Source organism: Micromonospora sp. NPDC047074, assembly GCF_040643815.1.
Classification (GTDB): Bacteria; Actinomycetota; Actinomycetes; order Mycobacteriales; family Micromonosporaceae; genus Micromonospora.
Genome location: NZ_JBEYVB010000011.1, coordinates 176843 through 197139 on the forward strand (window position 1 = coordinate 176843; position 20297 = coordinate 197139).

At 73.7% G+C, this 20297-nt stretch carries 11 protein-coding genes; 6 read left to right on the forward strand and 5 right to left on the reverse strand.

The window, feature by feature from the left end; all coding sequences use genetic code 11:
• Window positions 1-30 precede the first annotated feature (30 nt).
• The 3 genes from ABZ809_RS17025 to ABZ809_RS17035 all read left to right on the forward strand — a co-directional run bounded on the left by ABZ809_RS17025 (window position 31) and on the right by ABZ809_RS17035 (window position 6426).
• Window positions 31-3120, forward strand: a complete 3090-nt coding sequence (locus tag ABZ809_RS17025; RefSeq protein ID WP_357563450.1) for a type 2 lanthipeptide synthetase LanM family protein — start codon at window positions 31-33, stop codon at window positions 3118-3120.
• A gap of 79 nt (window positions 3121-3199) precedes the next feature.
• A complete protein-coding gene (locus tag ABZ809_RS17030; protein WP_357563451.1) occupies window positions 3200-3424 on the forward strand; it encodes a hypothetical protein in 225 nt (74 codons plus the stop codon).
• Between the two features lie 95 nt (window positions 3425-3519).
• Window positions 3520-6426, forward strand: a complete 2907-nt coding sequence (locus ABZ809_RS17035) for an AAA family ATPase (RefSeq protein WP_357563452.1) — start codon at window positions 3520-3522, stop codon at window positions 6424-6426.
• 3 nt (window positions 6427-6429) lie between these two features.
• Here ABZ809_RS17035 and ABZ809_RS17040 read toward each other — a convergent pair whose 3' ends face one another.
• Window positions 6430-7059 (reverse strand): hypothetical protein, encoded by a 630-nt coding sequence (locus tag ABZ809_RS17040; protein WP_357563453.1) that lies wholly within the window; start codon window positions 7057-7059, stop codon window positions 6430-6432.
• Window positions 7060-7320: 261 nt separating this feature from the next.
• Between ABZ809_RS17040 and ABZ809_RS17045 the strand changes: the two genes are divergently transcribed.
• Both ABZ809_RS17045 and sbnA read left to right on the forward strand, forming a co-directional pair.
• Window positions 7321-7542, forward strand: a complete 222-nt coding sequence (locus ABZ809_RS17045) for an MbtH family NRPS accessory protein (RefSeq protein ID WP_357563454.1) — start codon at window positions 7321-7323, stop codon at window positions 7540-7542.
• A gap of 43 nt (window positions 7543-7585) precedes the next feature.
• Window positions 7586-8608 carry a 2,3-diaminopropionate biosynthesis protein SbnA gene (gene sbnA, locus ABZ809_RS17050; RefSeq protein ID WP_357563455.1) on the forward strand — a complete coding sequence of 341 codons (1023 nt, stop codon included), beginning with the start codon at window positions 7586-7588 and terminating at the stop codon, window positions 8606-8608.
• A 13-nt stretch (window positions 8609-8621) separates the two neighbouring features.
• On the opposite strand, the gene ABZ809_RS17055 is transcribed toward sbnA, so the two are convergent.
• The 3 genes from ABZ809_RS17055 to ABZ809_RS17065 all read right to left on the reverse strand — a co-directional run bounded on the left by ABZ809_RS17055 (window position 8622) and on the right by ABZ809_RS17065 (window position 17503).
• On the reverse strand, window positions 8622-9233 hold the full coding sequence (locus ABZ809_RS17055; protein ID WP_357563456.1) for a LuxR C-terminal-related transcriptional regulator: 612 nt from the start codon (window positions 9231-9233) through the stop codon (window positions 8622-8624).
• The gene (locus ABZ809_RS17060) at window positions 9230-9853 is read right to left on the reverse strand and encodes a response regulator transcription factor (RefSeq protein WP_357563457.1); all 624 of its coding nucleotides are present in this window, start codon (window positions 9851-9853) and stop codon (window positions 9230-9232) included. Before ABZ809_RS17060 ends, ABZ809_RS17055 begins: the two co-directional genes overlap by 4 nt.
• Window positions 9854-10129: 276 nt before the next feature.
• Complete coding sequence (locus tag ABZ809_RS17065) at window positions 10130-17503, reverse strand: amino acid adenylation domain-containing protein (RefSeq protein ID WP_357563458.1); 7374 nt, start codon at window positions 17501-17503, stop codon at window positions 10130-10132.
• Window positions 17504-17745: 242 nt separating this feature from the next.
• On the opposite strand from ABZ809_RS17065, the gene ABZ809_RS17070 reads away from it, so the two are divergent.
• Entirely contained in the window at window positions 17746-19110 is a 1365-nt protein-coding gene (locus ABZ809_RS17070) for an MFS transporter (protein ID WP_357563459.1), read from the forward strand.
• A gap of 26 nt (window positions 19111-19136) precedes the next feature.
• Here ABZ809_RS17070 and ABZ809_RS17075 read toward each other — a convergent pair whose 3' ends face one another.
• The gene (locus tag ABZ809_RS17075) at window positions 19137-19700 is read right to left on the reverse strand and encodes a DinB family protein (RefSeq protein WP_357563460.1); all 564 of its coding nucleotides are present in this window, start codon (window positions 19698-19700) and stop codon (window positions 19137-19139) included.
• Window positions 19701-20297: the final 597 nt, after the last annotated feature.

A 20297-nucleotide genomic window follows, 5' to 3' on the forward strand; every position in this document is an offset into this window, starting at 1 on the left:
CGTCGTACCCGGGGACGGCATCGTGGGCGCATGGACACAGAGCCCGCCCGCCGGACCGGAAGCGCCGCCGTTTCCGTCGTCCTCGACGACGGTTGGTGGGCGCCCGCCCTGGCACTGCACGAACGGGCCCGCGGCCTCGACCGGGTCGACCAGCCTGGCGACGCGACGTCCAGGGCCCGGCTCAACCGGTGGCGGGACCGCTTCGGACCGTACGGCGAGGAGACCTTCAAGCAACGACTGTCGGGCATCGGCCTCGACGAGGCGGGCCTGCTGCGGCTGCTCGCGGAGCCGCCCGCCGCACTCGCTGCCCGTACCACCCGGCCGCACTGGGCGCGGACGGTGGAGGAGGCTCTCCGGTCGGCGAGTCCCCCGCCGGCGGACACCGCGGTGCCGGCCCGCTGGCAGAAGGCGTTCGCCTGGCCGTTGCGGCCGCTGGTGGCGGCGATGGTCGAGCAGATCGGCGCCCGGCTCGCGCCGCTTCAGCCGGCCGCGTCGCTCGACCTGCCCTCGGTGGTCGCCGGCTTCGACACCGACCTGGGCCGGCGGCTGGTGGACCTGGCCGCCCCCACCTTCGTCGTCGAGTTGCACGCCTGGCGGGACGCCGGCCGGCTGCGCGGGGCCGACGGCCGAGAACGGTTCGCTGACTTCGTCCGCCAACTGAGCCGACCGGCCGGGCTGGGAGAGATCTTCGCCAAGTACCCGGTACTGGCCCGGCTCCTGGCCGAGACCAGCCAGTTCGAGGCCGAGGCCCTGAGCGAGACGCTGATCCGCTTCGCCCGGGACCGGGCGGACATCGTCCGCGTCGTACTCGGCGGCACCGAACCCGGAACGCTCTGCGCCGTCAGCGCCGCCCAGGGCGATCCCCACCAACAGAGCCGGACCGTCCGGATCCTCTCCTTCACCAGCGGCGCCCGGGTCGTCTACAAGCCTCGCGGCATCCCGACGCAGCTACGCCTCACCGAGCTGGTCGGATGGTTGAACGCGGCTGCCCCGGGGCTCGACGTACGCTCCCCGGCCGTCCTCGGCGTGGGCGGGCACGGCTGGATGGAATTCGTCGCCCGCGCTCCGCTGACCGACACCGCCGCCGCCGCGGCCTACTACCGGCGCCTCGGGGCACTGCTCGCCCTCCTGCACGTCGTGCACGCCACCGACATGCACTGCGAGAACGTCATCGCCGTCGGCGACCAGCCCCAGGTTGTCGACGCGGAGACGCTGTTCCATCCGAGCATGCCGACGGCCTACGGCGACGCGGATCCGGCCGTACGGGTGATGGCCGCCTCGGTGGCCCGCACCGCGCTGCTGCCCGCGGTCGAACACGGTGGGACGGACATGTCCGCGTTGGCCGGCTCGGTCGGCTCGACGGTCCTGCGGTGGGAATCGGCCGGCACCGACCAGATGCGACCCGCGGGGCGCACGGCGATCGTGGTCGAGGGACCCAGCCGACCCCACCTGGCGGGGCGGGCGGTGGAGCCCGCCGCGTACCGGGAGGAACTGCTGCGCGGGTTCCGGCTGGGCTACGACGCGGCGGTACGCGACCGGGACCGGCTGCTGGACATCGTGCGCCGCTGCGCCGATCTCGACGTCCGGGTGGTGGCCCGACCCACCCGCCGGTACCGGGTGCTGCTCGAGGAAGCGGGCCGTCCCGACATGCTGCGCGACGGGCTGGACCGGGACCAGGCGCTGGACCCGCTGTGGACCGAGGCGGACGACCGGCTGCACCGGACCCTCGCGGCGCACGAGGCGGTCGACCTGTGGGCCGGCGACATCCCACTGTTCCGGTCCCGGCCCGGCAGCCGCGATCTGTGGAACTCGGACGGGCGCCGGCTGCCAGGACTCCTGGACCGGCCCGAGTGCGATCGGGTCGAGGAGACCATCGCCGGCCTCGGCGAGGTGGACCGGCAGGACCAGGAATGGATCATCAAGGCGACGATGGCCGCGCAGCGGGTCGTTCCGGCCCACCGGACCACCGGTCGGTGGCTGGAGAATCTCGATGCGGTCGCCGCCCCGCCGTCGCGCCTGCTCACCGCCGCCTGCGAGGTGGCCGACCGGATCGTCGCGGCGGGCATCTCGGACGGCGTCCGGGTCAACTGGCTGGGGTTGGAGCCGGTCGACGAGGAGCGTTGGCTGCTCCTGCCGACCGGAGCGGGCCTGGCCCACGGGCGCCTCGGCGTGGCTCTCTTCCTGGCCCAGCTGGCCGGGTTGACGGGGGTCCCGAGGTACGCCGAGATCGCCCGCCTCGCCAGCCGCTCCTACCTCGAACTGTGCCGGCTGCTCGCCGCACAGCCGCACCTGGTGGCGGCGGTCGGGTGCGGCGGGATGTCCGGGCTGGGCGGCATGTCGTACGCGCTGGCCCGGCTGGCGATGCTCCTCGACGACCCGGAACTCGCGAAGCTCGCCGCGGACACCGTCGAGCTGGCTGCCCTCGCGACGGAGCAGGCCCCGCCCGACTGGACGGACGGCGTGGCCGGTTGTCTGGCCGCGATGCTCGCCGTGCACCGCGAACTCGGGCTGACTCCCGCCCGGCGGCTCGCCGAGCGCTGTGCCGAGCTGCTGGTTCCGGTCGTACGCGAGGCCGCGCCCGGCGACCTGCCGGACGACTTCAGCCGGGGGTGGGCCGGCGTCGGCTACGCCCTGCACCGGGTCGCGGGGTCGCTGCCCCGCTACCGGCCCGCCGCCGCCCGGGCGATGGAGCTGGTGGCGTGCGTCCCGGCGGTGGACGGCAACCGGGGCTGGTGTTCCGGTGACGCCGGACGGCTGCTGGCGACGGCGGTCGCGACCGACTCGTCCGAGGACGTCGAGCGGGGCGTACGGCTGTTGGCCGCCCGGCCGGTGTCCCGGGATCTGAGCCTCTGCCACGGCGAGCTGGGCCTGATCGAGGCGTTGACCGTGGCGGCCGGGTCCGGCCACCAGCCCCGGGCCGTGCAGGCGCGCCACCGCCGCGCGGGACTCATCCTGGACGCGATCCGCAGGTACGGGCCGGTCTGCGGAACCCCCGACGAGGTCGTCACGCCAGGACTGCTCACCGGCCTGGCCGGCATCGGCTACGGGCTGCTGCGCCTCGCCTTCCCCGCCCAGGTGCCATCCGTACTGCTGCTCGAACCAACGGAGCACCGCCGGTGAGCCAACGACTTCCCGAGAATCGCCCCTCGACCGCGTCCACTTCCAGTCCGACGGTTCAATCTCACGCCAGGAGGATCAGATGACCAGCAACGACCACACCCAGCCCGAGCGCGACACCGCTGGCGCGCCGACGCAGCGGCGGGGCACCCGCGGCGGCTCGTCCTTCGGGCTGCGTGCCGCGGTGCTCGCGGGGCTGGTGGCCGCCACCGCCGGCGGTGCCGTCGCCGCGCCGGGATTCATCGACGACCCGGTCCGCATGGTCTCCGGCGTGAGCACCACCTGCTGCCCCCCGGACGCACTCTGACCGGGGCCGCCGCCAATCCTGCCTCCACTGAGGACGAGACATCCTTGTGGTGACCCGTGGCACGGCATGCGAAACGGCGATAACGTCCAACAGCCATGGGGATACGTTCATCGATCATCGTCGGTAGGGACAACGAGCAACGTGTGATCGAAGAGGGGCTTGCCGCCGCGCGGGCGGGCGGCGGCGGGGCCGTCTTCCTCATCGGCGAGGGAGGCATCGGGAAGTCCCGCCTCGCCGCCGCCGCCGCGGATCTGGCCTACGGCTCCGGCATGCGGCTGATGCGCGGACGGAGCAGCACCACCGGGCCGCTGGTGCCGTACCGGTCGTTGACCGAGGCGGTCATGTCCCTGTTGCGGTCCGGCGAGGCGGTGGACATCGACGCGATCGGCCCGTACCGCCCGGTCCTGGGCCGGCTGGTGCCCGATCTGCGCCCGGTCACCGCCGATCACGGCGACGCCTCGCTGGTCGTCCTCGCCGAGGCCGTGCTCCGGCTCACGGCGTTGGCCGGGCGGGGGTCGGGCTGCCTGTTGACGCTGGAGGACCTGCACGACGCCGACCCGGAGACCCTCGGAGTGACCGAGTATCTCGTCGACAACCTGTCCCAGCAACCCACGCTGCTGCTGGGTACGCTGCGCCCCGAACCCTGCGCCGCGCTGGATCTGGTGCGCTCGGTGGTCCAGCGCGGCCACGGTACGCTCATCGAGCTGGACCGGCTGGACCGTCCGCAGGTGCTGCAGATGATCGCCTCCTATCTCGAGACGGATGCCCGGGACGTGCCGGCGGTGGCCACCGAACTCGTCTGGGCCGGTAGCACGGGGAACCCGTTCCTGGTCGAGGATCTGCTCACCGGCATGTGCGACAGCGACGTGCTGGTCGAAACGGCGACCGGCTGGCAGGTCCAGGAGGATGCCCTCGCCAACCGGCCGGACACGTTCGTCCGCAGCGTCCGGCGCCGGATCGAGCGACTGCCCGACCGCACCCGGGACCTGATCATGGCAGGTGCGCTGCTCGGCTCCCGCTTCCCGCTCGCCGTGGCACAGGCGGTGACCGGGATGCCCGACCGGGAACTGCTCACCCACCTGCAGGGGCCTCTCGCGGCGCAGCTCGTGGTGGCCGACGACCAGACCCCGGACTGGTACCGGTTCCAGCACCCGCTCGTGCAGGAGGCGCTGCTGAGCCTGCTGGAGCCCGCCGAGCGGACCCGGCTGGCGCGGCGGACCGCCGACGCGGTCGCCACCGTCCATCCCGGCCTGCCCGGGGAGTGGTGCCAGGTCACCGCCGCCCTGCGACTCGCCGGGGGCGAACGGGGCGCCGCGGGGCGGCTCTTCGCCGAGGCGGGACGCCGTTGCCTGGCCGAGGGGGCCGCCAACTCCGCCGTCACGCTGCTGGACCGGGCCTGGGAGCTGCTGGCCGACGAGGACGCGGCGGCCCGTGCCGACGCGCTGGAGCCGTTGATCTACGCGCTGGCCGAAGCGGGCCGGATCGAACGGGCGCTGGCCTCCGTGGAGACGGTCGAGCAGGTGGCCGGCGCGCTCGACGAGCGCCGGCTGGCCCGCCTGCACACCCGGCTGGCGTGGGCCGCGATGCTGGCGGGGAACCTGGCCGAGGGACTGCACCGGGTGCGGGCCGCCCGCGCCCTGCTCGGCCCCGACGCGCTGCCGGCCGACGTCGCCGCGGTCGACGTGGTGGCCGCCCACCTCGAACTCGACACACCCGGGCCGGACCGCCTCGACCGGGTGGAGGCGATGACCCGGCAGGCCGCGACCGTGGCCGAGACCGTGCCCCTGCCGGTGGTCGCCTGTCAGGCCTGGCAGTTGCTCGGCGCGCTGGTCCGCCAGCGCGACCCGGCGGAGGCCACCGCCTGCCTGGAACGCAGCCGCGTGCTCGCGGTGGAACACGACCTGCCGATCTGGGAGATCCACGCGCTGGTCCGGCTCGGCAACGACGACGCGCTGCGGGAGGCCGACACGGAACGGCTCGAACAGGCCCGGGCGCAGGCCACCCGGATCGGCGCGGTGACGGCGCGTTACCAGGCGGAGGCGAGCATCGCCCTGCAGGCGATCCTGCGGTGTGAGTTCGACCGGGCGGCGACGCTGATCGACGACGTGCGGTCGGCCACGAGCAGACTCAGGCTGCTGGAGACGACCGAGTACGTCGCGCTGCTGCGGGTCGTCCTGGCCGCCCACCGGGGCCGGCGCCGGAACATGGAGGACGCCCTCACCCAACTGGAGGACGCGCACGGCGACCAGACGCGCAACAGCCCGCGCATCCACGGACTGGCGCGCACGGTCTGCGCCCTCCTCGAGGAGAACCGGTCCCGGGCGGCTGACGAGATGTCCCAGGCGCTCGCCGCGGACGCCCGCCATCCGACGACCGTCCAGCTCATCGGGCGGTACGGGATGCACCTGCTGCTCGCCGCGCTGCGCGGTGGCACGGACGACGCCGACCCCGCCCTCACCACCGCGCTGAGCCCGTTCCGCTGGGACCGTCAGTTCGCCATCTTCGCCCGGGCCGTCCTCGCGGGGCGGGCCGGAGACGAGGAGCGCGCCAGCGCCGCCGTCGCCGAGGCGTTGCGGGTCGGGCAGCCGTACCCCATGGGCCGGCACCTGGGGCTCCGGCTGGTGGCGGAGGCCGCGCTGACCGACGGGTGGGGCACCCCGGTGGACTGGCTGCGCACGGCCGAGGAGCACTTCCACTCGGCCGACGTGAGCGCCGTCGCCGGGGCCTGCCGTACCCTGCTGCGGACCGCCGGTGTCCGGGTCTCGCAGCGGCGCACCGGTTTGCATCGGGTTCCCGGGCGGCTGCGCTCCGCGGGAGTCACCGTCCGCGAGTTCGAGGTGCTGCAACTTCTCATCGAACGGTTGAGCAACCGGGAGATCGCCGAGCGGCTCTACCTCTCCGCACGGACCGTGGAGCGGTACGTCTCCAACCTGATCGTCAAGACCGGCATGCCGAACCGGATCGCCCTGAGCGAGTTCGCCTCGCGCGGATACCGGAGCTGACCGTCACCGGGCGCGGCCGGCCCGGGCCGCGTGCGAGGCGTGCAGCGGGGCGGTCGGATCGAGGGCGGCCCGCAACCGGGGAACGAGCGCTCCGGGCCGGGCCACCCGGCACATCGCCTCCACCCGCTCGGGGGCGACCGCGCAGGTGAGCACAAACGCCCCGGCCCGCCGCACCACCTCACGCCACCGACCGTCCGACGGGTCGGCGCCGACGCCCGGCCCGGCCAGCGTCAACCGGAACAGCCTGTGCTCACAGCGCACCTGCCGGAACCCGATCGCGGGCTGGGCGGTGGCGAGAACGCCCGTGACCGTGGCGCACCGCGGCGACGACACGACGAAGACCAGATCGACGAGGCCGTCGGCGGCCGGCACCGCCGTCACCATCTCCACCGTGGTGCCGGTCCCGCCGATCACCCGCAGCACCTCGGCGGGGCGGTCGGCGGGATCCGGGAGCCCCGCGACGGTGACGACGGCGCTCGCCGCGTCGCACACCAGGCTGGCCACCGTGGCCGGCTGCACCGCCCGGCTCTGGTCGACCAGGGTCAGCACGCGGGGAGCGCCACCGGGCCCGGCGGCCCCGTCGAGCGCGGATCCGTCCGCGTACGCGCCGACCTGACCTGGCGCATGGAGCATCCGAGCCTCCTGACGTAGCGGCCTGGGCACCTCGGGCGACACCCGCACCGTTGTCGTAGGCGGCAGCCACCCGCCTGGACCGGCCCCGCCGCCGTACGGCTGTCCGTCAAGCCTGCTGCCCGCGCGCCGCCGGGGAAAGAGAAGGACCAGCAGAACGGCCACGCCGGCCGGTCTGCGTGTTTGTCTCTACGTCGCCACGCCCACCGGGCGGCACGCTGGCGGGCCAGGGAGCCAACCGACCGACCGGCAGGAGACCCGGCCATGACCGACGACAACGACGACGCCGTCTACCAGGTCGTCCACAACGGCGACGAGCAGTACTCGATCTGGTGGGTCGGCCGCGACCTGCCACCCGGCTGGCACGCCGAGGGCACCACCGGCACCCGCCGGGATTGCCTCGACCACATCGGCCGGGTCTGGACCGACATGCGCCCGGCCAGCCTCCGCCAGCGGATGGTCGCCGAGGCGGGAGCGACGGCGTGAGAGCACCCGCCGGCCGCGCCGACCGGCCGGAAGCGAGACGCTGATGGGCGGTTACCCCGAGCTGACGACCGGGGTGCTCGCCACCATCGGCGCGACGCCGCTGGTGCAGCTCACCCGGCTCTTCCCGGACGGCCGCATCCGTACCTACGCCAAGCTGGAGTCGGCCAACCCGGGAGGCAGCATCAAGGACCGCTCGGCGTATCTGATGCTGGCCGGCGCGATCCGCGCCGGCCAGGTCGTACCCGGCCGGTCCGTGGTGGTGGAATCCAGCTCCGGCAACCTCGGCATCGGGCTGGCGCAGGCGTGCCGGTACTTCGACCTGCGCTTCATCTGCGTCGTGGATCCCCGCACCAACGCCCAGAACATCGCGATCATGCGTGCCTTCGGGGCGGAGGTGGAGACCGTCACGACCCGCGACCCGGCGACCGGCGAGTACCTGCCGGTACGCATCCAGCGGGTGCAGGCGCTCCTCGCGACGCTCGCCGGGGCCTGGTGCCCGAACCAGTACGCCAACCCCCGCAACTCGCTGGCGCACCGCACCACCATGCGGGAGATCGTCGAGGCGCTCGACGGGCGGGTGGACTACCTGTTCTGCGCGACCAGTTCCTGCGGCACCCTACGCGGCTGCGCCGAGTTCGCCCAGGAACACCGGCTGTCCACCCGGATCGTCGCGGTCGACGCGGAGGGCAGCGCGATCTTCCACCCGCCGGCCGGGCAGCGGCTCATCCCGGGCCACGGCGCGGCCGTACGCCCCGGGCTCCACCGGCCGGGGCTCGCCGACGAGGTGATCCACGTCAGCGACCTGGAGTGCGTGGTGGGCTGCCGGCGGCTCGCCGCCCGCGAGGCGATCCTCGCCGGCGGCTCCTCCGGGGCGGTGGTCAGCGCGCTGGGCCGGGTCCGGCGCCGGTTGCCGGCCGGGTCGACGTGCGCGCTGATCCTGCCCGACCGGGGCGAGCGGTACCTGGACACCGTCTACGACGACTCCTGGGTGGCGCAGCACTTCGGCGACGTCACGCAGTTGTGGAAGGACGACCCGCGGGAGGTGGCCCTCGCCGATCACTGGTGACCCGGGTCACCGGTCAGATCAGGCCGGCGCGCACCGCGCGGGCCACCGCCTGGGCCCGGTTGCGCACCTGCAACCGGGCCATCAGCTCGTAGCTGACGTTCTTGACGGTGTGCTCGGAGCAGCGCAGCATCCGGGCGATCGCCGCGTTGCCGTGCCCCTCGGCCATCAACGCGAGTACCTCCGTCTGCCGCACGGTCAGTGGTGACGGGGGCGCGGACGCCGGCCGCGGCTCGGCCCCGAGCAGCCGGACCAGGACGGCGTACGGCAGCCGCCCGTCGCCGTGCCGGGCGGAGTGCAGTGCCGCGAGCAGGTTCGCCGGGGTCGCCTCCGCCCGCCACAGCATCGTCCGTACCCCTGCGGCGATGGCCCGTCGCATCGCGGCCGGGGCGAACACCCCGACCATGGCCAGCGCCGGTGTGGTGGCGCCGCCGGGCCGGCCACGGGAGTCGCACAACGCCAGCGCCTCGTCGAGCGTGTCGGCCGCGGCCAGCAGCACGTCGGCGGGGCCGTCCGCCTCGTCCACCACGGCGACCCCGCCGCCGGTCAGCATCGCCAGCAGGTCCTCCCGCCCGCGCGGGTCGGCCACCGCGACGCGTACCCGCAGCGGGTCGGCCCAGCCGCTCACAACAGCCCCGACCGCAGGGCGTACGCGATGGCGTGCGCCCGGTTGCGCAACTGGAACCGGTGGGTGATGTCGTGCACGACGCTGACCACGGTGCGCGGCGAGTAGCACAGTTCCCGCGCGATCTCGTCGGTCTCCCGGCCCTCGGCCACCAGGTTGAGCACGGCGCGTTCCCGCTCGCTCAGGCCGGCGCCGGCGTGGTGCCTGCCGATCGTGGCGGCTGCCCCGCTGCCCGAACTCTGCTCCAGCAACCAGGTCAGCATGTCGGGCGGCAGGGCGCAGTCGCCCCGGGCGGCGGCGAGGACGGTACGGGTGAGCCTGGCCGAGTCGGCCTCCCGGCGCCGCAGCAGGCCCCGGGCGCCGGCGGCGATCGCGTGCAGGGCGTCGGCTGCGGTCAGGTCGGTCGCCACGAGCACCACCTCCGGCCGGTGGGTCGCGTTACGCACGCCGCGGACCACGTCCAGTGCCTGCGGCCCCACCCCGTCGACGATCACCACCGACACGTCCGCCGCCTCCCGCGCCGACACCGGGACCAGGTCCGAGATGTCCCGCAGCGCGCTCAGCACGCCGGCCTCCAGCACCGGGTCCGAGGCGAGGACGTTGACGCGGACGGGATCACCCATCGGTTCCTCCATGCTGTGGGGACGGATGTTTCTCGGCCCGATGAGCGTCGCCGATTCCCGTGGCCGGCGACATCGGGAACGATCCCGCAGTTTCCTCGGATCGCCGGGACCTGCGTCGATACGCACGATCGCATTGTCGGGGGCCGATGGCAGCGGATGCGTGTCGCCGCCTTCCGAAGAATGTGCGGGTGGGGCACGCATAAAGGACGGTGGCACGACACGCCGGTATCCGGCGTGGTCACCCACGCCGGATACCGGTCGTTCCCGCCGCCTCGGTCAGCCCACCGGCGGTGCGCCCTCCCCCGTCGCCGCCAGGCGCTCGGTCTGCCGCATCAGGTCGGTCAGCGTGCTGGCGAGACCGGCCACGTGCGGAGGCTTGAGGACACCCAGGTGGTCGCCACCCACCCGCTGGATCCGCAGGCCGCCGGGGGTCAGCTCGGTCCACCGCTGCCGGTACTGCTCGTACGACTGCCCCCAGGCGACCTCGTGCAGGCCCTCGGCGAGTTCGTCGCCCACCAGCAGGTCCATCCGCCCCGGGTAGGGGCGCTCCCGGTAGCCGAGCATCGCTTGGGTCAGTTCCCGCCACACCCGCAGCCGTCCGCTCCAGAACGTGTCGCCCGGCTGCGGGACCACCTTGGCGCCCTCGTCGATCACCCGGTCGAGCACCGTCGCGAACTGGCGTTGCAGCTCGGCGATCCGGTCCGGTGCCGTCGTCCGGTTCAGCTCGGCGAGCAGTTCCTCGCCCTCGGCGAGCACCGCGGACTCCTCCCACAGGTTCCGCCGGGTGTGGCTGTCCAGTGCGGGGTCGAGCAGCACGTAGGTGACCTGCTCGCCCTCCCGCAGCAGCCGGGCGGCCATCTCGCCGGTGACCGGCCCCGCTCCGCACCAGCCCAGCAGGTGGTAGGGGCCGGTGGGGTGCACCGCCCGGAGCTGACCGACGAAGATGTCGGCCACGTGCCCGATGCTCTGCGGCGAGGGCACGGGCCCGTGCAGGCCCGGCCACTCCAGCGCGGCGACCGGGCGGCCCGGCTCCAGCTGCTCGGCCAGGTGCACGTACCACTGCCCGCCGCCGGGATAGACGCAGAACAGCGGGGGCAGGTCGCCGTCGCGGCGGAACCACAGCAGGGCGTCGGCCGCCCAGACAGCCGGGTCGTCCGGGTCCGCGGCGGCGGCGGGCCGCAGCCCGTCGCGCTGCCCCGGGTCGACCGCGCAGGCCAACTCCCGCACCGTACGGTGCCGGTAGAAGTCCCGGAACGCCACCGCGAGCCCGTGCCGCTCCCGCAGCTCCACGATCACCCGCATCACCGTCATCGAGTGCAGTCCCAACGCCGTGAACGGCTCGTCCACGCCGACCCGCGGCAGGCCCAGGACCGTGGCGATGGCCGCGGCCACGATGCTCTCCACCGCCGTGCGCGGGGCCCGGTAGGGCCGGCTGTCGCGGGCCGGCCCGGGAGCGGGCAGCCGCTTGGCGTCCACCTTGCCGCTCGGCGTCATGGGCAACTCGTCGAGCACCACGTACGACGAGGGGATCAGGTATTCCGGAACGGTGGCGGCCATCCGGTCGGCCAGGGCCACCGGGTCGAACGGGCCGGCGGGCACCACGTAGCCGACCAGCTCCCGGTCCCCGCCGGGGCCGGTGTGCGCGAGGACCGCCACGTCGCGCAGGTCGGCGTGGCGCCGCACGGCGGCCTCGACCTCGGCGAGTTCGATCCGGTAGCCGCGGATCTTCACCTGGTTGTCGGCGCGGCCGAGGAACTCGAGCATTCCGTCGGCACGCCAGCGGGCCCGGTCCCCGGTGCGGTACAGCCGCGCCCCGGGACGCGCCGCGTACGGGTCGGGCACGAAACGCTCGGCGGTCAGGTCCGGCCGCCCCACGTAGCCCCGGCCCACCTGCGCCCCGCCGATGTACAGTTCGCCGGGCACCCCGACCGGCACGGGACGCATGCCGGCGTCCAGCACCCGCAGCACCGTGTTGCTGATCGGCCGGCCGATCGGCAGCACGCCCGCCGCCAGTTCCCCGGCGGTGCTCTCCACGTAGCAGCAGGCGACGGTCGTCTCGGTGGGCCCGTACTCGTTGTCGATGACCGTGTCCGGCGCGTGCCGGGCCCATTCGTCCACCATCTCCCGGGTCAGCTCCTCACCGCCGGACACGATCCGCCCGGTCGCGTTCCGCAGCTGCGCGGGCGTCAGCGACCGGTTGAGGATCGCCAGGTGCGTCGGCGTGGCCTTCAGCAGCCCGAACCCCCCGGCACGCAGCGCCTCCACCAGCCCGTCGAGGCCGGGGGTGCCGTCGTCCGGGGTGAGCGTCAGCGCCTGGCCGGACAGCAACGCCGGGTACACGGCGGTCAGGGGCAGGTCGAAGGCCATCGACGAGTACAGGGGGGCGCCGACGCCGCCGCGCGGGGCGAACGCCTCGATCGCCCAGAAGACGTGGTTGACCAGGTTGCGGTGCTCGATCATCACCCCCTTCGGCGCGCCCGTGGAGCCGGAGGTGTAGATCAGGTAGGCCAGGGCGTCCGGGGTGGTGGTGCGGCCCAGCGGATCGGGCGAGCGCCCGGCGATGGCCGGGTCGGCGTCGACCACCACCGCCGGCACCGCCGCGGAGACCCGGTCGGCCAGCGCCGACTCGGTGACCACCAGGGCCAGCCCGGCCTCACCGAGCAGGGCCTGGATCCGACTGGTCGGGTGGTTCGGGTCGAAGGGCAGGTACGCGCCGCCCGCCTTGAGCACGGCCAGCAGCGCGACGACCAGTTCCGGGCCACGGCGCAGCAGCACGCCCACCCGCGTCTCCGCGCCCACGCCGTGGGCCCGCAGGTGGTGGGCGAGGCGGTTGGCGCGGCTGTCCAGCTCCGCGTAGCTGACCGTGCCGCCGTCCGCCGTCCGCAGCGCCACCGCGTCCGGGGTCCGGGCCACCTGCCGCTCGAACATCTCGTGCACGCACAGGTCCGGGTAGTCCACCTCGGGGCCGGTGGAGAACTCGGCGATCCGGTCCGTCTCCGCCGCGTCGAGGGCCGCGCCGCCGGCGTCCCCGGCCGGGTCGGCCGCCATCGCCTCCAGGACCCGCCGGTACATCCGGGCCAGCCGCTGGCCGTCGGCCCGGCTGATCCGTTCGGGTCGGGCGGAGAAGAACAGCACACCGGGGAAGGTCCAGGTGTTCAGGGCGAACTCGTTGGGGCTGTCGTCGACGACCTTCGCCGAATCGATGCCACCCCGGTCGAGCACGTGGAAGTCCAGGTAGGTGAAGGCGACCTCGACTACGGGCGTGCCGTCGCCCCACCGGCGCTGGATCTCCGGCAGGGGGAAACGCCGGTGCGGCCAGAGCGCCACCTCCTCGGCGAAGACCTGCCGCACGAGGTCGGTCCAGGTCGACCCGGTCAGCTCGACGCCGACCGGAAGCGTGTTCAGGTGCATGCCACGGACCGTCTCACCGCCCTCGGTCTCCAGCCGGCCGTTGCAGACCAGGCCACTGTGGAAGCGGTGCGTTCCCGAGACCGCCCGGAGCACCGCCAGGTGGGCGCTGAACAGCACGCTCTTCAGCGGCACCCCGGCGGCGACGGCCAGCCGCCGCAGGCCCGGCTCCAGGTCGGCGAACGACAACCCGATCTTGTACGGCCGCTCGTCAGCGCCGGGCTCGGCGGCCCAGCTCGCCGGCAGGGGGACCCGGTCGAACCGCGCCAGCCGGTCGGTCCAGAACTGCCGGTCCGCCGCCGATTCCAGGGACCGCCTCTCCGCGGCGATGAAGTCGGCGTACCGGACGGTGTGGGCGGGCCGGCTGTCGAGGTCGCGGCCGTCGCGGATGCTCCGGTAGTCGGCGAACAATTCGGCGATCAGGGAGTGGTGGCTCCAGCCGTCCAGGATGGCGTGGCACTCGATGAAGGAGAACGTCCACCGGTCCTCGGCGGTCTGGTGCACGTGGAAGCGCAGCATCGGGGCCTGGCTGGTGTCGAACGGTTCCCGCCGGACCCGCGCGGTGAACTCGCGCAGCGTACGCTCGGTCTCCTGTTCGGAGCGACCACGCAGGTCGTCGTAGCCCACCTGGACGCTGCCCGTCGCGTGGACCAGTTGCAGCGGTTCCCGGTGCTCATCGAGGCTGAAGCTGGTCCGCAGGATCTCGTGCCGGCCGGCCAGCAGCGCCGCCGCCCGGCGCAGCGCGGGCAGCGAGAACGGCGCGTCGTCCACAATCGGGAACAGGGTGATGTTGTGGTACGGGCTGTCGTCGTCGGCGAGCATCTGGTAGACCATGGCGGCCTGCACCATGGACAGCGGATACGCGTCCACCACGTGCGGCGGTAGTGCCGCCCGCTCCGCGTCGGCGAGCAGCGCGAAGGGGGCGACCCGCTGTTCCTCGGCGCCGGCCGGCAGGTCCGCCGCGCCCGCCGGCCCGCAGTCGGACGCCGACGCGACGAGTCGGCTCAGGCTGTCGACGCTCTGGTGCAGCATCAGGTCCCGCACCGTCACGTCGATGCCCTGCCGGCGCAACGCGCCGACGGCCCGGATGGCCCGGATCGAGTCGCCGCCGAGGGCGAAGAAGTTGTCGTGCACGCCGAGCGCCTCGACGCCGAGCGCCGCGCCCCACGCCTCGGCCATGAGCTGCTCCAGCGGGCTGCGCGGGGCCACCTGGCCGGTCTGGTCGAGCGTCCCGCCCGCGCCCGGGTCGGGCAACGCCCGCCGGTCGACCTTGCCGTTGCCGGTCATCGGGATCGCGTCCAGCGGCACGAAGATCGCCGGCACCATGTACGACGGCAGGCGCTCGCCGAGGTGCTCGCGCAGCCCCGGCACGTCGATCGCGCCGGCCGCGGCGGCGACGTAGGCGACGAGCCGGTCCTCCCGGTCCCCACTGCCGCGGTGGGCGACCACGACGGCGCCCTCGACGCCCGGGTGCGTGCGGATGGCCGCCTCGATCTCGCCCGGCTCGATCCGGTGTCCCCTGATCTTGATCTGGTCGTCGGCCCGCCCGAGGAACTCCAGGTCACCGTCGAGGACCCAGCGGGCCAGGTCGCCGCTGCGGTACATGCGCGCGCCCGGCGTCGGGCCGTACGGGTCGGGGACGAAGCGTTCGGCGGTCAGCGCCGGCCGGCCGAGGTAGCCGCGGGCCAGGGCGGGGCCGGCGACGAAGATCTGCCCGGGTACGCCGACCGGCACGGGCTCCAGGTCGTCGTCGAGCAGGTAGAGCCGCAGGTCGCGCAGGGGACGACCGATCGGGCTGCGGGGTCCGCCGGCTGTCTCCTCCGGCCGGATCGGCCGGTACGTCACGTGCACCGTCGTCTCGGTGATCCCGTACATGTTCACCAGCTCGGGGCCGTCCGCGCCGAACCGGGCGAACCACGGGGCCAGGTCGGCGACGTCGAGGGCCTCGCCCCCGAAGATCACCGTCCGCAGCGCCAGCGTCCCGGGTGCCACGTCCGTCTCGGTGACCGCCTCGACCAGGGTGCGGAAGGCCGACGGCGTCTGGTTGAGCACGGTGACCCGCTCGGCGACCAGCAGCTCCAGGAAGTCGTGCGGGGAACGGGACACGTCGAACGGCACGACGACGAGGCGTCCCCCGTGCAGCAGCGGACCCCACAGCTCCCAGACGGAGAAGTCGAACGCGTAGGAGTGGAACAGCGTCCACACGTCGTCGGGGCCGAAGCGGAAGTCCGCGCGGCAGGAGTCGAAGAGGCGTACGACGTTGGCGTGGCTGACCGGCACGCCCTTCGGTCGTCCCGTCGAGCCGGAGGTGTAGATGACGTAGGCGATGTCGTCGGGCGACCCGGCCGGCAGCGGCGGCGGCGCGGCGGGCCGCTGCGGCAGGTCCCGGTCGACAAGCGCCACCGGCACCCCACCGGCCGGGAGCCGCCCGGCCAGGTCGCTGTGGGTGACGACGACTGTGGCGCCGGCGTCGTCGAGGATGTACCGCAGCCGGTCGGCGGGCTGTCCCGGGTCCAGCGGCAGGTAGGCGGCACCGGCCCGTAGCGCGGCGAGCAGCGCCACGACCAGCTCCACCCGGCGGTCCAGGCAGACCCCCACCAGCGTCTGCGGGCCGGCGCCGAGGGTACGCAGGTGGTGGGCGAGCCGGTCGACCCGCTCGTCCAGTTCCGCGTACGTCAGCGCGCCGCCGGGGCCGGTGACCGCGATCGAGTCCGGGGTGCGCCGCGCCTGCTCGCGGAACAGCTCCGGCAGGGTCCGCCCCACGGCGAAGCTCTCCCCGGGGCCGCTGCGCTCGGCGAGCAGGTGACGGCGCTCGGCGTCGGTGAGCAGCGCCAGCCGGCCGACCGGCCGGTCCGGGTCGGCCGCCACGCTCTCCAGCAGCCGCAGGTAGTGGCCCACCATCCGGCGCACGGTGGTCGCGTCGAAGAGTGCGGTGGCGTACTCCAGCTTGCCGGCCATCGTCCCGTCGGGGCGGGGAGCGAGGCTGAGGCTCAGGTCGTACTTGGCCACCTCCCAGCCGACCGGCTCCCGTTCGGCGACCACCGTGGCGTCTCCCGCCGGCGTCGCCGCCGTCGGGGTGTCCTCGACCTGGAACACCACCTGGAACAGCGGGGTGCGCGACGGGTCCCGGACCGGCTCCAGGTCGTCGACCAGCCGCTCGAAGGGGACGTGCTGGTGCGCGTACGCCTCCAGGGCGGTCTCCCGGACCCGCGTCAGCAGCTCCCCGAAGGTGGACCGGCGGTCGACCTCGGTGCGCAGCGTCACCATGTTGACGAACAGGCCGATCAGGCCCTGGATGTCGGCCCGGTCCCGACCGGCGACGGGGCTGCCGACCACCACGTCGGACTGGCCGCAGTGGCGGGCCAGCAGCAGCTTGAAGGCGGCGAGCAGCACCATGAACGGGGTCGCCCTGTGGGCCCGTCCCAGCCGGACGAGGGCGGCGGCCAGGTCGGCCGGCACGGTGAACGACTCCGCCGCGCCCGCGTTGTCACGCGCGGCCGGGCGGGGGCGGTCGGTCGGCAGTTCCAACGGCGTCAGCCCGGCCAGGGCCGTACGCCAGTGGTCGAGCTGCGCGGACAGGCGCGCGCCGGAGAGCCGCTCGGCCTGCCACGCGGCGAAGTCGGCGTACTGGACGGGCAGCGGCGAAAGCGGTGCGGGCTGCCCGGCGGCGAACGCGGCGTACAGGGTGTCCAGCTCGGCGAGCAGGACCGACTCGGACCAGCCGTCGGCGGCGATGTGGTGCAGGGTCAGCAGCAGGACGTGCTCGTCGTCGGCGAGTCGCACCAGCGCCGCCCGCGCCGGCCACTCCGCCGCCAGGTCGAAGGGACGCCGGGCGCCCGTCTCGACCAGCTCGGCGAGCAGCCGATCGGCGGCGTCCCGGTCGGTCCCGGACAGGTCGGTGTGTTCCCAGGGCAGCGGCGCGGGCGGGTCGACGAGCTGGACCGGTTCCCCGTCGGTGGCGACGTAGCGGGTGCGCAGCACCTCGTGGCGGGCCACGATCTCGTCCAGGGCGCGGCGCAGTGCGGCCGCGTCCAGCACGCCCCGCAGCCGCAGCCGCACCGGTATCAGGTACTCGGTGCTGCCGGGCTGCATCTGGTCGAGCACCCAGAGCCGGCGCTGGGCGAACGACACCGGCAGGGCACCGTCGCGACGCACCCGGCCGATGCCGGCGTCCGGTCGGGTCGCCAATCCGCGCAACCGGCGTTGGAGCAGCTCCTCGCGGGAGATCGAGCTCGTGCTCATGGTTGGCCTTTCTGTGCTGGCAGTCGGTCGACTCCGGAAGCCGCACAGCCCTACGGTCCCGGTCGTGACCGCCGCCCGTACCGTTGCGGGCCACCGGTGCCGGCGACGGCCGGACCCAGCGTGACGGCGCCCGCGTGCCGGGGGTGAGGGTCAGGTCGGCAGATCCGCCCGCGCTCACGTCTGCCTCCGTTGCCGCCGCTCCTTCTCATCCGACCGCGCCCACGAGCACGCAGCATCGACCCATGTCGACACAGGTGCCGCCGCTCCGCCGCAACCGGGACTTCCTGCTGCTCTGGACGGGGACGGCGGCATCGAACCTCGGCTCCTACGCCTCCGCCGTCGCGTACCCGTTGCTGGTCCTCGCCCTCACCGGCTCGCCCGCGGACGCCGGGCTCACCGGGTTCGTGGCCCTGTTACCGCAGCTACTGCTCCAGCTTCCGGCCGGTGTGCTTGTCGACAGGTACGACCGCAGGAGGGTGATGATCTGGGCGGACGTGCTGCGCGCGCTGGCCCTGGGCAGCCTGGTGCTGGCGCTGCTGGCCGGCCGGCTGCACCTGCCACACATCCTCGCGGTCGGCTTCGTCGAGGGGTCGATGGCGGTGTGCTACCGGATCGCGGCCGCGGCGGCGATCCCCCACGTGGTGCACTCCTCGCAGTTGACCCTGGCGATGTCGCGCAACGAGATCCGGGTACGGGGCAGCGCGATGCTCGGCCAGCCGCTGGGCGGCCTGCTGTTCGGGCTCGGCCGCGCGGTGCCGTTCCTGTTCGACATGCTCACCTACGTCGCCTCGCTGTGCACGCTGCTGCTCATCCGCAGCGACCTGCAGGGCGACCGGGGCGGGGCGCGACGTCCGAATGGGATCGCCGAGGGCGTGGTCTGGCTCTGGCGTCAGCCGTTCCTGCGGACCACCACGCTGCTGATCGCCGGCAGCAACCTGCTGTTCGGGGCGCTCGTCCTGGTCATCATCGTGATCGCCGACGGGCACGGCGCGTCGTCGTCCGCCGTGGGGGTGATGCTGGGCCTCGGCGCGGTCGGCGGGGTGGTCGGGTCGCTGCTCTCCCCCGCCATCAAGAAGCGCCTGCCGATGAACGTCGTGGTGATCGGGGCGAACTGGGCGTGGGCCCTGCTGCTCCCGCTGCTCCTGCTGGCGTCCGGCCCGTACTGGCTCGGCGCGGTCTTCACGCTCATGTCGTTCATCGGGCCGATCTGGAACATCGCCATCTCCTCGTACCAGCTGGCCATCACCCCGGACCGGATCCAGGGCAGGGTGCTCGGGGCCAGCGGCATGATCGCCATGGGCGGTGTGCCGCTCGGCCCCCTGGTCGGCGGCTTCCTGCTCGAACACGTCGGGGCGACGGTCAGCCTCTGGGTGCTGGCCGCCTGGATGCTGACGCTGGCCACGGCGGCCACGGCGAGCCGGTCCGTACGCCACGCCCCGGCCCGGCCCGCGGAAGTGCCCGCCGGACCCGCTCCCACCCGGCGTCCACTGCCCGCTGAGACGCCCGGTGACCTCCCGCTTGACGTGCGGGGCCGGGCCGGCTCGGCCCCGCCTGCTGGCGACCTCCCGCCGGCATCGGCCGGGCCGGCCGCACCCTCGCGTGCGTGATTCAGCCGGGAGGGGTTACCGGAAAGTCATATTCGGCGTGGTACGGCTCCGTCCTGCCAGCGGTAGAGGTCGCGCAGCAGGGAAATCTCGGCGCCGTGATGAATCAGCTCCCTGTTGACGTGCAGGACGATGCCCTCCATGGGAAACCGCTCGGGACCCACGGTGGGCGGATTCTCCAGGTCAGCGTCCGAGAGCTCGCGGACCCCCGCGTTCCATCTCCCATACATCTCATCGAGCTGTTTCAGCGCCTCCTCAGCGGTCCCCGCGTAGGCGAATGTCTGGAAGTCGACGTCCTGGCCGCCGAAGTGCCATCCGACCCGATAGCCCAGGCAGGAGACGATGATGTGCGCCAAACGCCAGGCAATCGTGGTCACCGGCGCCGGCACTGGGTCAGGGGACGCGGAGTCCATCGTCCATCCCCCCGAACCTGCCGACATCGGTGCGGCCGACGTGCCACGTGGGCGGATGCTCCAGCAGCCGCGCACCGGCTCCCAGAAGTACTCCTCGTCGGCAAGACCGTGCAGCCGCGGCCGCAGGTTCTTGTGCCAGTGCCGGTCCAGTTGGTCCGCGAGTCGCTGGCTTCTTGTCATTTCCGCACGCTACATACAACGGAGACCTGGCTGCGACCCTCGCGGACGCCGGGCCATTGTCTGCCGCGTGCCCGGTCCGTGCCCGATGCAGGGGGGCAAGATGGGTCAACGGCGGCGCGGTCTGCAGCCGCGTGTGCACGCCTGACCCGGTCTTCACGGCAGTGCTCGACAGCTTGCTTGAGTGCCTGGCGTTCTTCGAGCTTCGCCGAAGATGCGCCGGAGGCATTCGGTCTCCTGGACGAGGACGACTAACCGAGCCCGTAATTCGAGTTGTCGACCTTGACAGTGACAGCAACCGGCCGGGACGAGGGCAGCCGCCAGGCGCCGAACGCGGACAATCGCCCGAGGTCCCGAACGCAGATGGATCCAGCCGGACGGTGCCCCACGCTGACCATCAGTGCCAGGCGTAACAGCAGTTCAGAAGCCAAGTCGTCCGCCTTGATCGACTACGCCCCCACCGTTGATCAATACGACGCCAAGTGATGTCTCGACACGGGGGGCGCGCGGCGTCACATTGCGTGGAGCGCGGGTGTACCGTCCGATGCGGCGGCCCGTCGGGGTAGAGGCCGGCGGGACCGCCGCCCCAGCCCTCTACCT

What these genes read in the sequence shown, in the direction of transcription:
- ABZ809_RS17025 (WP_357563450.1), top strand. Translation starts at nt 31, where the DNA reads ATGGACACAGAGCCCGCCCGCCGGACCGGAAGCGCCGCCGTTTCCGTC.
- ABZ809_RS17030 (WP_357563451.1), top strand. Translation starts at nt 3,200, where the DNA reads ATGACCAGCAACGACCACACCCAGCCCGAGCGCGACACCGCTGGCGCG.
- ABZ809_RS17035 (WP_357563452.1), top strand. Translation starts at nt 3,520, where the DNA reads ATGGGGATACGTTCATCGATCATCGTCGGTAGGGACAACGAGCAACGT.
- ABZ809_RS17040 (WP_357563453.1), bottom strand. Translation starts at nt 7,059, where the DNA reads ATGCTCCATGCGCCAGGTCAGGTCGGCGCGTACGCGGACGGATCCGCG.
- ABZ809_RS17045 (WP_357563454.1), top strand. Translation starts at nt 7,321, where the DNA reads ATGACCGACGACAACGACGACGCCGTCTACCAGGTCGTCCACAACGGC.
- sbnA (WP_357563455.1), top strand. Translation starts at nt 7,586, where the DNA reads ATGGGCGGTTACCCCGAGCTGACGACCGGGGTGCTCGCCACCATCGGC.
- ABZ809_RS17060 (WP_357563457.1), bottom strand. Translation starts at nt 9,853, where the DNA reads ATGGGTGATCCCGTCCGCGTCAACGTCCTCGCCTCGGACCCGGTGCTG.
- ABZ809_RS17065 (WP_357563458.1), bottom strand. Translation starts at nt 17,503, where the DNA reads ATGAGCACGAGCTCGATCTCCCGCGAGGAGCTGCTCCAACGCCGGTTG.
- ABZ809_RS17070 (WP_357563459.1), top strand. Translation starts at nt 17,746, where the DNA reads ATGTCGACACAGGTGCCGCCGCTCCGCCGCAACCGGGACTTCCTGCTG.
- ABZ809_RS17075 (WP_357563460.1), bottom strand. Translation starts at nt 19,700, where the DNA reads ATGACAAGAAGCCAGCGACTCGCGGACCAACTGGACCGGCACTGGCAC.